Raw genomic sequence first — 14312 nt, 5'->3', positions numbered from 1 at the left:
ACTTCCCCCCACAAAAAAGCAGCCATAAGGCTGCTTTGAAGGGAAATCACATTTTAATGATGGGCATTAAATGTGGTTATTACACTTAAAGTGCTTTCCATACATCCGCGACACCTGGCTCGTCTCCTTGAGTCCACCATTTCGCTTCGTATTTATTACCTTGGTGAGTGACTTGGTCACCACCGTTATAGATACCCGCAGCTTGCCACACAACATCACCATTACCATCGGTTGGTTGTGAAGTTGCTTCCCATGGGCCACCTAAATCAGGGCGCTCACCTTGTGTCCACCACTTAGCTGTGTACTCTACGCCGTTATAAATCACCGTATCACCACCAACATAAGTCGCCGCTGCATCCCATGTGGTTTCACCATCTGGCGGAGTTGTTGTACCAGAATCTGTCACGGTGACATTAAAGCTCACTGCTGTTGCAGTTTGACCATCGCTTACTGAAACCGACACAACATAACTTGTATCTGCATCAACGCTGCCCGCTTGTAAACTCACATCAGCACCAGAGCCTACTAACGTTAAGCCTGCTGGCACTGTCCAGCTGTATGAAAGCGCATCGCCATCAGCATCAGATGCCGAAACCGCTACAGCCACACTCGCGTCTTCTGTCACTGTTTTATCAGCAATTGCCGTAACGACTGGTGCTTGGTTCTCGCCTGTCGTTGGTGCTACTACATTCACTGTAACGTTACGGCTTACAATTGCCTCGCCATCGCTCACACTGACAGTAACCGTGTATTGCGTATCAGCACTCACTGATGGCGCTGTGATAACAAGGGTATTTGAATTTTCGCCGCTTACTGTTAATGCGCTGTCAGCTGTCCAGCTAAAGCTTAGTGGATCGTTATCTGCGTCAGTTGCCGATGCACTAACAGATACACTTTCGCCAGAGTTTACAGATACTGTGCTTGATACAGAAAGTACGGGCGCTCTATTGCTAGGCTCAGTGACTGTGCCGCCAAGTGCCTCGTGCATGGCATTAAGAATATCGCCATTATCAGCATCAATTTCCCATGCAAATAGGCCACCTAGGTTATATTGATTAACATAAGCACCTTTTGCCAAAACTGAACGACGGTTATCGTATGTAATTAATTTACCGTTGCTACGATTCCATACATAAGCAGCTTCGGCTTGTTCGTCATAACCTGTTTCAAACCCATTGATGCCATTTTCAGCAGCGCCCAACATGTAAGTTTTGATGCCTTTATAATCAATAACACCGTCTTCCCATACGCCTTGCGCTGTAGTGCCTTTAAGTTTGCCATTACCAGGGGCTGTCATTGGGTTATCAGCGATAGTCGCGTTTTCTGGATAAACCCCTTCCCAGCCACGGCCATACATAGCAGTACCCACCACGATTTTCTTCGATGGTACGTTTTGCGCGAGTAGAGTTTGCACTGCATTATCAGTTGTATAAGCAGGGCCTTTATATGGAACGCCTTCTTCATCAACACCTGTGCCATCACACTGACCAACACGGAAATGCGATGAACAATAAAGCGCAGCCTGATGGCCTGTTACATTGCTCCATGCACCATAATAGTCGTAGCTCATTAAGAAAATGTAATCCATATATTGTTGAGCTTGTGAGTAGTCGACATCTTCAATTTTGTCGTAACCTGCACCAATCGCTGATGTTAACTCATACTCACGACCTGTCTCGGCTTCAAGCTTATCAAGCATCGCGCGCAGCTCTTGCATCAGCGCTACGTATGCTGGGCCGTCAGCAACTGGGTCGCCTAAGTTTGGATTAGCCCCCTGACCACCCGGGTATTCCCAGTCAATATCAACACCATCGTAGAACTTCCACGTTCTTAAAAACTCTTCCATTGATGCCACAAACGTGTCGCGGTTTGCTTTATCGGTAAAGTAAGCAAATGGGTCTGATAAAGTCCAACCACCCACTGATGGTAAGATTTTCAGATCAGGAAAACGCTGCTTTAACGCCATTAACTGCGAATACGTACCACGAATTGGGTCATTACTATCAACACCTGGTAGCGCTTTTTGAATCGCTGCCCATGGGTCGTGGATCACAACTTCAAAATCTTGCGAGCCTGCACACGCCGTATTTAGCGCGTTTTTAGGACCGCCTGTTAATGAGTCATTAGGTCCACAAATTGGAATAAATCCATATAAAATATGACTGAGGTTTTGCGCTGGAATATTAGTGACATCATAGTCACGGCCATAAATACCCCATTCTACAAAGTAGGCACCGGTTACAAGGCCATCTTTAGTGCCAATATCTTGGTTATTTGGATCATAATCCATCGGCAATGGCGCTAAGTGACCGCCATCTGTATCGGCAATAACAATTGGCTTACCTTCACTGCGCGCACAGGTGGTACCGCCTTCACATAGTTCTACATATAATGTGTGACGACCTGCTTTATCATACGGGAAGCTAATAACACCACTTTTAGTGCCTGCTGCCAGCGAGCCTTCATTAACCAACATATCATCGAAGTACACTTTATAGCTGTCGCCGCCGTCACCACTCCATGCGTTCCATTCAATGCTGATAGTGACTTCATCAACGCGGTTCACCAAGCTCTTGTATGAGCCTGTACCTTCAAGATCGACCTCAACAAATGAGTACTCTTGTGGTTCCCAAATAATGGTCGGTGTTGATGGTGCCGCATTCGCTGCACTTGCAAAGAGTGCAACACCAATGGCTGCGCTTAATTGTTTTATATTCATGATTCTCTCTTATCTGTTTTTATATAGCGTTACGCTGTTATTGATAAAGTTTGAACTACAAAACTTTAGATTTCTGTCCATACTTGGCTGGCACCCGGTACATCTCCTTGGGTCCACCACTGCGCTCGATAGCGCTGTCCTTGATAGGTTACTTCGTCGCCGCCTTGATAGGCTTTGCCGCTGTTCCACTCGATTGATGCACTGCCAGATTCAAGCTGCCATGCATCACTACTGTCTGGTTGTGCGCCTTGGTTCCACCATTTCGCGCTGTAAACGCCGCCGTTGAAACTCACTTTATCGCCCGTGTTGTATTGGCTTGTGCTATTCCAAGCAGGCACGCTCGGATCAACAGGGTCAGGGTCGACAACAGTGCTATTAAGCACAGTCACGGTAAAACTTACTTGGCTTGTGAGCTCGCCATCTGACACCGATACACTTACGGTGTAACTTGTATCAGCATCTACAGCGGGGGCGTTTAGCGTGATGTTGGCATCGCTACCCGTAAAACTCAGTGGTGCAGGTACATCCCAGCTATAAGTTAAGTTGCTTTGTTGATCATCAAAGGCGTGCAGGTGTATCGCGGTGCTGCTCTCTTCTTCGACTTGAAGGTCATCTGGTTGATGAATTATCGGCGCGGTATTGTCAGGTGCAGCTTGTACGCTTAGTGCAAAGCTGTAGTTTGCATTCGTTGTAAAGACCTGATTAGTCATTAAATCTGTAGCATCAAAGGCAATATCTCCAGCGCTATTTTGCACGCCAATATTAACTAAGTGCGCGTAATTAAGGTTTAACAGCGCTGCAAATTCAGCCTGCCAATTAGCTTGATTATCAGTTGTGATCTGCATTTGTTGAGTAAGTAACTCTTGACCATTTTCATCAAATAACCGAGCTGACACACTACCGCCAACCTCGCCGTTTTGCCCTTGACGAACAAAGTAGCTGATTGCTGTCCAATCGCTTGGCTCTGTCGGGGTCGCATCGTTGACGATATTAATATCGCTACAGTTGTAGAAGCCTTCGCCACCGGCATCATCTCGTTGCCAGCGCGTGTATAAAATGGCATCGCCACTGCGTCCTTGTGGAATCGACACGCTCATTTCATAGTAACGGTCATTGTTAGCATCAATGCTAAAATCAAGATTGCCGTACTCTTCAACAAGCTCTAGGTCATCCCACGTAAGCACTTGAGTCGCACTATCAAAGCCCGGTTTTGTTAAATAAAACTGCCAAAAACTCGGGTTATGCGGCGTACTCGCCAAAAAGCGCACTAAAATATCGCCATTTGCATTAGGAATAACCTCACTGCGTTGCCAATGCGCTGAAGGTAAATCCATACCGCGTTTTTCTGGGTCGCCTGCGGCACATAATCGGCCATCAGGTACACTTTGTTTTACTGCTTCAAGGTCAGTGTAGTTAACCGTATTTGCCGAGTATTCAATGTCTTGCACAAACTGCACATGTCCTGCTTCAACAAATGCTGCGCGGCAAGCAAGGTTAGGGATCCCTGTACCATCAGCAGGCCACCAGTACCCGCCATCGGCATTACAAAATGCTTGGCGTGCCTTCGGGCTTTCTAAGAATCCGTGGGCATTCACATGGCTTGATGCACAGGCAAGCAGCATGCTGGTTGCCACTGCCGATAAAGACAATGCCTTTGATTTCATTACTTTCATTGTTGTTCTCGCTGTAGAAATGCGGAGCAAAGTCCTTGCTCCGCTTAGTTGGTTAAAGCGTGCAACTCACCGTCCAGTCAGCAGATGTGCCTGGCTCTGTGCTCGTCCACCACTTTGCTTCGTAAATCACGTTGTTGTGATTCATTAGGTCGCCGCCAACAGCATGGCTTGGATTACCAGCCCAATCAGTTTGCGGCCAATTTGGATACACAGGGATGCTTGCTACATCAACACCATTACAGCTTCCCTCGCCACCCGTATCACCACCGGTGTCACCGCCAGTATCACCACTGCCAGCAGTGCCATCTGGTAGCATTGGGTATTCGTATTTGAAGGCGTAGGTTTTGCCATTTTTCTCAATCGTGAAGTTAGTTGGCCCCGTAATTGGCATGTAGTACATAACTTGTGCCTCAACGGTTTCACCTGTGTTAAATGACTTTTCGATACCGCCCCACTCATTCACTAAGGTGATTGAAAAACGATGGAACTCATTTTCAAAGCCGCCGATATTATCGCCAGCTGCATTCGAGCCATTCGCTTCAACAGCCATGCCGAGCTTTTCTTGTGCATTCCAATTTGATTTGAAAATTGCAGAGGTAGAAACAGGCACATCAAAGCTGATTTTCGCGCCGCTTAAGTCGATATCTGAGTTATTCGTGAATGCGAATGTAGGTGAAATTGGGTAGTTATCATCACCAATTGGGAAGTCTTTCACTGTAAAGCTTACGTCAACCGCTTCGCTTGGCAGGGTAAAATCGACATTGCCTTGATGAGTGTTGTAAGCCACACCACTTTGGTTAAATTTATCGTAAGCAAGTGTGGTTAAGCTTGAGCCCATGAAGTACTCACCTTTCGCTGAGTCATAATCATAGTCACCAGCAAGCTCCCAGAACATGATGCCACCAAGGCCATTGTTGATAACATAATCAACTTTGGTTGCCATTGATTGCTCATCTTCAATTGATAAGAATACCTTTTTCTCTGCATTCCAAAGCCATGGAGCAACTGCTACATCATCGTAAAAACGTGTATAAGTACCCGTTAACACATCATCTGCATCGGTTTCTGGCGTTAGACCATAGATTTCAAGGTAAGAAGGGTTAATGCCGTTTTCGAGATTTTTCGCATGCCATAGTGGGTTCGAACCTGCTGGCATTTCTTCACCCACATCGTTCTTATCGTGCCATAAGTTATCTATGCCAAGTGCACCATTACCGCATTGGTTTTTCTCACCAACCCCAGTCCCTTTCGCACATTTTGATTGATCTGGCAGCGCTGCTTGGCCCCATAAACCATTAGTACCACCCGATACATCTTTAAAGCCACGGGTGTAATATGGAATACCAATATTGATTCGACCCGCAGAAACCGCGCCGCGGAAATAACGCACAGCCCAATCCGTATTTAAGTAACCAATTCCTTCAAACTCAGCGGTGGTATAAACGCCCCATTGCGCTAATTCAGAATCAAGACCGGTATCAAACAAGGCTGCGTTGTGGCCTACATGTGAATTCCATGCACCATGTAAGTCATAAGACATAATGTTAACGTAATCGAGATACTTCACGCTTTGGAATGTTTCCATGCCACGTAATAAGTAACCTGAAGAGGGTGAAGCAATCGTTAACAAATAATGCTTACCAGCCTTTTCACCTGCAATATCAAGTTCTTCACGTAGTTTTTGCATCAATACACGATACGAGGCATTAAGACCTGCGCGACGTGCATTAGAGATAGGAAAATCATCAGGGTGGCCTGAGTCATTCATTGACGATGGGTATTCGTAATCAATATCGACACCATCAAAACCGTAAGTTTCAATAAATTCAACGGCGCTTTTCGCAAAAGCATCAATCCCCGCTTGGTTTACTGAGCCATCAGCATTGGTTGTCATCGTGTAGAAACCACCGCTGTTTACGCGAGTACCGTCTTCACCAAAATAACCACCGGTTTCAGCCCAGCCACCTACAGAAATTAAGGTTTTTACATCTGGGTGTTGTTTTTTGAATTTATTGAGTAAGTTAAAGTGACCTGTGTAACTAAAGCTTGGATCCATTTCAGCGCCTGTTACGCCCGGCCAAGTCATGTTTGTCGCTGGGTTGCCAGCAGCATTTGGATCACCAATCGAGACCTTGTTATTGCCATCAACATGCGCAAAGGCATAGTTAATATGGGTGATCTTGTCCCAAGGAATATCATTCACTAAGTAGCTTGGCTGACCATTGGCACCATTTCGCCAACTCGTAAAATAACCAATAACGCGGCGAGGATGATCAGCGCCCATTTTCTCGCGGCCATTTGTATCATACACGCTACAGTATGGGGTATTCACACCCGGTGTTTGGTATAAGCCTTGCGGTTTACAATCACTACCAGATTCTGTTGCTTCAACAACATTCACAACTTTGCTTTGTGTATCCGTCGCGCCTTCGTTATCGGTCACCGTTAAGGTAAATGAAAATTGCCCAAGTGCTGGAGCCTGCCACGTGTAACTTGAAGAAGCAGCACTTGCTTGATGTACTTCGGTGCTGTTTTCAGTTAACGATAACGCAGTCACTTGGCCATCGCTATCAGTGCCAGAAAGCGCAAACACCACACTGTCACCCACCGTAACTTGTGATGGCAGCGAGCTAAATTCAATGCTTGCCACTGGCGCTTGGTTAACCGGCTCAACGTCATCAGACACACTCACTGAATGTGCAACCGCTGTAGAGGTTAGCCCTAAATCATCCGTTGCGACCGCGCTTATCACATGGTTGCCTTGCGTTGCTTGCCAGCTCGCTGAATAAGGTGCGCTTGTCACTACACTCAGCGATGTACCATCAACAAAAAACTCTACACTTGCCACGCTACCATCAGGATCAGCAGCGACCGCATTTATGACAACGCTGTCACTAGTGGTAAATAAAGAACCCTCTGCGGGTGTTAAGCTGCTAATTTGAGGTGCTTGATTCTCATTGACAACGCTGTCACAAACACCCAATAAACGCCACTCTTGATCGACACCAGAAGTCTCCACAGGGTTGGTTTGCGTCCACCACTTCGCTTCATAAGCGCTACCTTGTGCCTGAACCTGATCACCACCAACATGAGTTTGCCCTTGTTGCCACACTTCTAAGTTGCTGCAATCAATCGCAGCCTGTGCTGTAAAGCCGTATAAACCTAGTGACAGCGCACTCAGTTTAAAGGCATTTTTTATTAATTTATGCGAGCTCATTCGCTCCCTCCGCCCAAAGTTTTAATAACATTTATTTTACAAACCCAACTTTAAAGTAACACAAAGCGCTATTACGTCAAGCTTGCATTTACCTATAAAGGGTAAAATAAACACACTTTTTGATGTTTGTTTCACTCAAAAACACTAAAAAAGAATTAATTATTTTTATCAAAAAGCAAAAACGAGAGTGATTCTACCGAGTAAAAATGAACATAAAATTAACAATATTTTAACCACGCAAAGCGCGGCGCTTCTGGTCTGTATAAAAAACAGCAGCAATTGTATGAGGGTAGACGATAATAATTATCGTATCGATTATGGGTATATAACGAATAAATTAGTTTTCAGGTAAAAATTTCTATAAAAATTGAGTGAAAATTATTCTTAACACGAATTTTAGTCATAAAAAAAGCAAACACTCAGTGTTTGCTTTTCACAAAAATCCTATTTGATCACAACTTAATTAAGCAGCGATTAAATAGGACTCTCGTCCTCCATGTTTTGCCTTACGTTGATATGCACCTTTACCTTTTTTAGGCTTCTCTACTTTTGCTGTGAACAGCTTAGATGTCACCATTGCGGCGTACACATTATCGTTAATGACACCGCGACCAGTATCAACTTGGCCTTGTGTGCGTTGTTTCTTTTTGCTCATTTTTTGCTCCTATTAAACGTGTTGCGAGTATATACCTAGCCTAGCGCTACGCAAGCGATTTTTAATAAAAAAACGATGATTTTTTACCCCTTATTTTGTCTTACTCGCTTTGACTAAACACCATGCCTTGTTGTCATTTTACTGACTAAATTCGTATTTTGATTGCATTCACTACCTAACTGCTGGCAAAACTAGCGAAAACAACCATAGTTAATTAAAAACAAACAGGATTACGATGACTGACTTTCTCTTAATCGCCTATATATTCCTCATTGCAGGCATTATCGCCGTGCCTATTGCCAGCAAATTTGGACTTGGCTCTGTGCTTGGCTACTTACTCGCAGGTATTGTTATTGGGCCGACACTGACATTTTTAAATGTTGATGTGATTGCTATCCAGCATTTTGCTGAGTTTGGTGTGGTAATGATGCTGTTTATTGTTGGCTTAGAACTTGAACCCAAAGCGCTTTGGTCAATGCGAAAACAGCTTATTGGCCTTGGTGGCGGACAGGTGGTTTTATCAGCTGCCGCGTTTACTGGGATTGGTTTAGCATTTGGTCATGCTTGGCAATCCGCACTCACAATAGGCTTAATTTTATCGCTTTCATCGACCGCGATTGTACTGCAAACGCTTTCAGAGCGCGGGCTATTAAAATCAGATGGTGGCCAAGCCTCATTTAGCGTATTACTCACTCAAGACATAGCCGTTATTCCTATGCTTGCGTTTATTCCCTTGCTTGCTTTACCTGAATTAGCACCCGCCATTGCAGATACAGCCCATGCAAGCGAAAACGGTCATGGTGGTTTGAGTTTGGTAGCAAACCTTGAGAGCTGGCAAGCAGCGCTAGTTACTTTAGGTATGATTGCGCTCGTCGTTTTTGGCGGTAACTACTTAACCGCCCCCATTTTTAGATTTGTCGCACAAGCACGGCTTCGTGAGCTCTTCACCGCAACTGCTTTATTCTTCGTGATTGGCATCGCTCTAATGATGTCATTAGTTGGCTTATCACCCGCGCTTGGCACCTTTTTAGCGGGTGTTGTGCTTGCAAATTCACCTTATAAACATGAGCTCGAAAGTAATATTGATCCCTTCAAAGGACTATTACTAGGATTATTCTTTATCACCGTTGGCGCGAGTATCAACTTTCAATTACTCGCAGATAACCTTGCTACCATCGTGCTATTAACCGGCGCACTGATTGTAACTAAAACAGTTGTGCTGTTAATTTTAGGTCGTATTTTTGGCCTTAGAGGCGCCTCACTCTGGTTGCTAGCACTGGGGCTGGCACAAGCTGGTGAGTTTGGTTTTGTACTACTTGCTTACAGTGTGTCTAATAATGTTTTAGCTGCTGCCGTTGCCGACCAACTATTACTGGTTGTGACCTTATCAATGCTGCTTTCGCCGGGGCTATTTATTCTCTATCAACGTGTGATAGCACCACGCTTTATTTGTGAGCAAGCCAAACGAGATGAAGAAGAGTTCCCTGATGATAGCCATGTGATCATCGCAGGCTCAGGCAGAATGGGTGGACTTGTTGACCGTATTTTACAAGCTGGCGGCTATAAAACCACCGTGATTGATTACAACTACAAACAACTTGAGGCCCTTGAGCGTGTTGGTATTCGTAACTTTTTTGGTGATGCCACTCGACCAGATCTACTCAGTGCTGCAGGCATTGAAGATGCAAAATTGCTGGTTGTTGCGCTTGATGATGCCGAACAAATCACTAAATTAGTTCGCTATGCGATGCAAAATTACCCGCATTTACATGTGGTTGCCCGCGCTGTAGACCGCCATCATGTATACGATTTATGGGCCTACGGTTGTCGAGATATTATTCGCGAAACTTACGACAGCACCATGCGTATGGGCCGTTCAGCCTTTGAAGCACTTGGTATTGAGCGAGAAAAAGCCCAAGAGATGGTCGATATTTTCAGTGAGTTTGATAAAGAAATGCTACGAGAAGCTGCCGATGTCTACGAAATCGGCGTGCCATTCGAAGAAAACCATGCCTATATCGAACGTATCACCAAATTATTCGATGAAAAAGAACCCGAAATAAAACAACAAATGCGCGAGATATGCGAGCGAGTTAAAAGTAACTAGGGGCGAGATACGAGGTTCTAGGTGCTAGGTGCTAGGTGCTAGGTTCTAGGTTCTAGGTTCTAGGTTCTAGGTTCTAGGTTCTAGGTTCTAGGTTCTAGGTTCTAGGTTCTAGGTTCGAGAATAAACGCGATATAAAATCGCTGCTACGAATTTGATGTCGTTTGTAGGAATGGCTTCAGCCATGAGCTCTTAAACACCACACAAATGTAAAACTAGTAGACGTAGGCGTGAAATTTATTTCGCGCGCCATGCAAGCATAACGCCTACGTAGCTAGGTTCGAGAGAAACGCGATATAAAATCGCTGCTACAGGCTCGTATCTCGCACCTCGAAACTCGCAAACTTTCCCCTTGCAACTTTACTCTCGTAACTTACCGAAATATAAAGGTATTAAATAATGTAATAAGGAGTATTACAGTATGGAAACGCTTAATAAAAAGGAAAAGCTGCTATCTATTTTGTTCGGATTGGCAGCAATTATTAATTTAACTGTCGGTATTTATTCGCTTATATTACAAGATCTAGACTGGATCGAATTCATTAGTTGTCTAGCAATTTCACTTATAATTTTAGCGGGTAGCTTAAACCCAAAGCTATTCTTTAAACCGGTAAAAAAATTATTTTCACCAAACTTCACTTTAGAGCCAATAATTAATTCAACTATCTATTTCACAATTATAGTTGCAGGTTGGATTTTGTTATTTGGGAGCATTCTACTAGACAGATTTTGGAGTGTTTAAATGAAGGTGGATATCCTAATACAAGATGCGAGGTGCGAGATACGAGAGTAAACGCGATATAAATTTGATGCGTTTGTAGGAATGGCTTCAGCCATGAACTCTCAAACACCACACAAATGTAAAACTACTCGACGTAGGCGTGAAATTTATTTCGCGCGCCATGCAAGCATAACGCCTACATGGCTAGGTTCGAGAGAAACGCGATATAAAATCGCTGCTACAGACTCGTGTCTCGTATCTCGAAACTCGCTAACTTTCCCCTTTCAACTCTCTAATTAAAGACAGCTGTCATTAATTAGAGCGACAAATGTCGGACACTACAATTAAGCAAAAAAATAGCGCCGTTAGGCGCTATTTAAGTTTCATATCAACTTAGGAATTAAAAACTAAAACTTAGTTTTGCGTAGTAGGTCATACCATCAAAACCATAAGGTAGTGCTCGAACAGGGTATTTGAATGCTTTATTCGTAATAAAATCAAGCGCTTCATCTTCGCCTAGCTCGTCTGGCGTTACATCAAAGATATTATCAATACCCGCCGATAGCATGAGTTCATCGGTTAGCTGATAGCCCACGTTAACATCCACTAATACCGCAGACTCTACCGTGCTTGTGTCTTTAAACTCACCGGTAGGTGATAACTCATCAGGCAAGCCAATGTGGTCATTACCAAAGTACTTAACGTCTGTTTCACCATAGTAGTTAAAGCGTAGCATGCTGTTGAAATCGCCACGATCGTATTCAAACGTTAGTGTTGCACGCTCACCTGGTTGACCGTCTGTTAAGAAACTACGCTGTAAGTCATCAAGGGCGATTGACTCAGGAATCCCCTCAGGTGCATTTACATCATCAATTTCAGTTTCGTTAATGTTACCCGCAAAGGTTGCTGAGAAATTACCTTCGTACAAATCAGTGCGGTACGAAGCAATAATATCAACCCCTTTGGTGGTTGAATCAACTGAGTTTGAGAAGTAGTTAGCTTGCTGTGCCCCTGTTGCATTAAGCGCAGCCACGGCCTCAGCACTAAATGCCACATCGTCCGCCGACATTAAGCTGCCAAGGGTAATTCTGTCTTTGATAGCAACATGATAAAAATCAACGGTTAGTGATAAATCGCTGGTTACGTTATAAACAAAACCTGCACTTAAGTTTTCTGAGCTTTCAAGGCCAAGGCTATCAACGCCAAGTGCTGATGGGAAATCAGAGCCGGCTGTTGCTGTGAATGATTGCAATAACACGCCACCAGCACCTAAGTTGGTGGTGTAAGCTGTATAGGCACTTTGTTGCAGTGATGGTGCTCTAAAGCCAGAAGAAATAGCACCACGCACGGCAAAGTCATCGGTAACTTCATAGCGAGTTGCGAGCTTACCAATGATGTCATCACCAGCATCAGAGAAGTCTTCATAACGAAGCGCTGTGCTTACTTGCCATGCGTCCGTGATCAGCGTTTCGGCATTTACATAAAATGCATAGCTGTGACGGCTCTCTTTGTTTGACGCTTCAGGGCGTAAACCGTTATAAGCTTGGAAACCGCACTCAGCAAATACGCTGCTGTCGTTTACCGCAGGGTATGAGCTATCTGAATTAGCTAAACCACACGCATAAGAAGCTTCTTCGCCCGGCACGATTTCATAATTTTCTTTACGGTATTCAGCCCCCACAGATACGTATAATGGCTCGCTGCGACCAATATCAACAATACCATTAAGGTCTGCATTAACGGTTGTTTGATCAAATCTAAAGCCACCTGAGTATCCGCCTGTAGGGCCTGCATTGGCAGCAATATCAGCATCGCTTGCATCTGGGTTGTTCGCTACATATTCAGCAGCATACGACGCATTTAGGGTGTTTTTTGACGTAAAGTCATAGCTATTTTCACCATATACGGCAGATACGTCATAGCTCCAATCTGGATTTAACTCTCCGCGCAAACCAAGTGTAAACGAAATATCTTCGGCTTCGTTATCGATACGAGGTAAAAAGCCATCGCCATATACTTGCACCACGTTCTTCGCTGCTTGGTCAAAGTTACGGTAAAAACCATTACCTAGCGCAGTACGGTTTGAGTATCCGCCAAATGAGTAAAGTTCGGTCTCACCAAATGGTAACGCCATGTTATAGAACACAGAGGTAAATTCGCTATCAGCATTACCCTGTCCCCAACGAACTTCGTCAGACAGCGTACCAGCGGGTACATCAACTGAGCCACCAGTATCACGTTGTGCGCGGTTGGTGCCATCAGCATCACGATATTCTAAAGAAAAGTTAATGAAGCCGCCTTCATCACCTAAATCAAAGCCACGGTTTAAACCCATTGAAATAGTGTCACCATCGCCTTCACCAGTGCTACCTGCTTGCACATAGCCCGTTGTAACACCGGTTGAATCGTTTAACGATAAGTTGATAACACCGGCTATCGCATCAGAACCATATTGCGCAGCAGCACCATCACGAAGTACTTCAACGCCTTTTAAAGCGGTAAGCGGAATCGCGTTCATATCGGTACCTGCAGCTCCGGCACCTACAGTACCATTTAAGCCAAAAATAGATTGGTTATGACGGCGTTTACCATTGATAAGTACTAATGTTTGGTCTGGCTGTAAACCACGAAGAGTCGCAGGTCTAAATAAGTCAGAGCCATCTGACACTTGCGTACGAGAAAAGTTAAATGAAGGAGCCGTCGCTTGCAGACTTTGGCCCAGTTCAGTGAAACCACCTTTGTTTAAGTCGTCAGCATCAATCAAATCAACCGGCGATGTTGATTCGGTAGCCGTACGATTGGCAACTCGTGAGCCTAATACTGAGATTTGTTCGATGTTTTTATCTGCTTTAGCAGCAGATGCTTGCTCTGCTGCCTGCACTGAAGTCGCAGAAACAGCCACACTAACCGCAACGGCCAGCATACTTAAAGAATGTGTTGTCATGTGTATCCTGTTGATATTCAGGCTTTCCTTAAAACAAAAAGACGCCCCTTTTGGAGAAATTAAGAAAAGCACTAAGCACGTGTTGTTGATTTTAGAAATCACGATTTTTGAAAGTTAACTCAAGCCTGCGAGTTAACTCTTGCAAAACATCCTATCAACAAATACACAAAATGAAAGAAAAATCAGGTACGACTTAGGTATAAATTTTTCCATTTGTAGTATTAATGGAATTTTTACGGTTGGAATTATTCGTTTTTCAGTAGAAACAAGCAAATTAAT

The 14312-nt window shown here is 44.3% G+C and carries 7 protein-coding genes; 2 read left to right on the top strand and 5 right to left on the bottom strand.

Annotation, left to right across the window (positions count from 1 at the left end):
- Positions 1–85: 85 nt before the first annotated feature.
- The 4 genes from C2M25_RS05465 to arfA form a co-directional block, all read right to left on the bottom strand.
- Positions 86–2719 carry a glycosyl hydrolase family 18 protein gene (locus C2M25_RS05465; protein WP_105180634.1) on the bottom strand — a complete coding sequence of 878 codons (2634 nt, stop codon included), beginning with the start codon at positions 2717–2719 and terminating at the stop codon, positions 86–88.
- 65 nt (positions 2720–2784) lie between these two features.
- The gene (locus tag C2M25_RS05460; protein WP_105180633.1) at positions 2785–4392 is read right to left on the bottom strand and encodes a lytic polysaccharide monooxygenase; all 1608 of its coding nucleotides are present in this window, start codon (positions 4390–4392) and stop codon (positions 2785–2787) included.
- A gap of 52 nt (positions 4393–4444) precedes the next feature.
- Complete coding sequence (locus C2M25_RS05455) at positions 4445–7609, bottom strand: glycosyl hydrolase family 18 protein (RefSeq protein WP_105180632.1); 3165 nt, start codon at positions 7607–7609, stop codon at positions 4445–4447.
- A 463-nt stretch (positions 7610–8072) separates the two neighbouring features.
- Positions 8073–8264, bottom strand: a complete 192-nt coding sequence (gene arfA / locus C2M25_RS05450) for an alternative ribosome rescue factor ArfA (protein ID WP_105180631.1) — start codon at positions 8262–8264, stop codon at positions 8073–8075.
- A gap of 235 nt (positions 8265–8499) precedes the next feature.
- On the opposite strand from arfA, the gene C2M25_RS05445 reads away from it, so the two are divergent.
- Together C2M25_RS05445 and C2M25_RS05440 are read left to right on the top strand one after the other, a co-directional pair.
- Positions 8500–10371 (top strand): monovalent cation:proton antiporter-2 (CPA2) family protein, encoded by a 1872-nt coding sequence (locus C2M25_RS05445; protein ID WP_105180630.1) that lies wholly within the window; start codon positions 8500–8502, stop codon positions 10369–10371.
- 418 nt (positions 10372–10789) lie between these two features.
- Positions 10790–11110: a hypothetical protein gene (locus tag C2M25_RS05440; protein ID WP_105180629.1), complete on the top strand. Its 321-nt coding sequence runs from the start codon at positions 10790–10792 to the stop codon at positions 11108–11110.
- A gap of 379 nt (positions 11111–11489) precedes the next feature.
- Here C2M25_RS05440 and C2M25_RS05435 read toward each other — a convergent pair whose 3' ends face one another.
- Positions 11490–14033: a TonB-dependent receptor plug domain-containing protein gene (locus tag C2M25_RS05435; RefSeq protein WP_105180628.1), complete on the bottom strand. Its 2544-nt coding sequence runs from the start codon at positions 14031–14033 to the stop codon at positions 11490–11492.
- Positions 14034–14312 lie beyond the last annotated feature (279 nt).

Origin of the sequence: Pseudoalteromonas sp. T1lg21 (assembly GCF_002964625.1) — a bacterium.
Taxonomy (GTDB): domain Bacteria; phylum Pseudomonadota; class Gammaproteobacteria; order Enterobacterales; family Alteromonadaceae; genus Pseudoalteromonas; species Pseudoalteromonas gelatinilytica.
The sequence above is the reverse complement of the archived record's forward strand: the minus strand, read 5'-3'. Positions and strand labels throughout refer to the sequence as shown.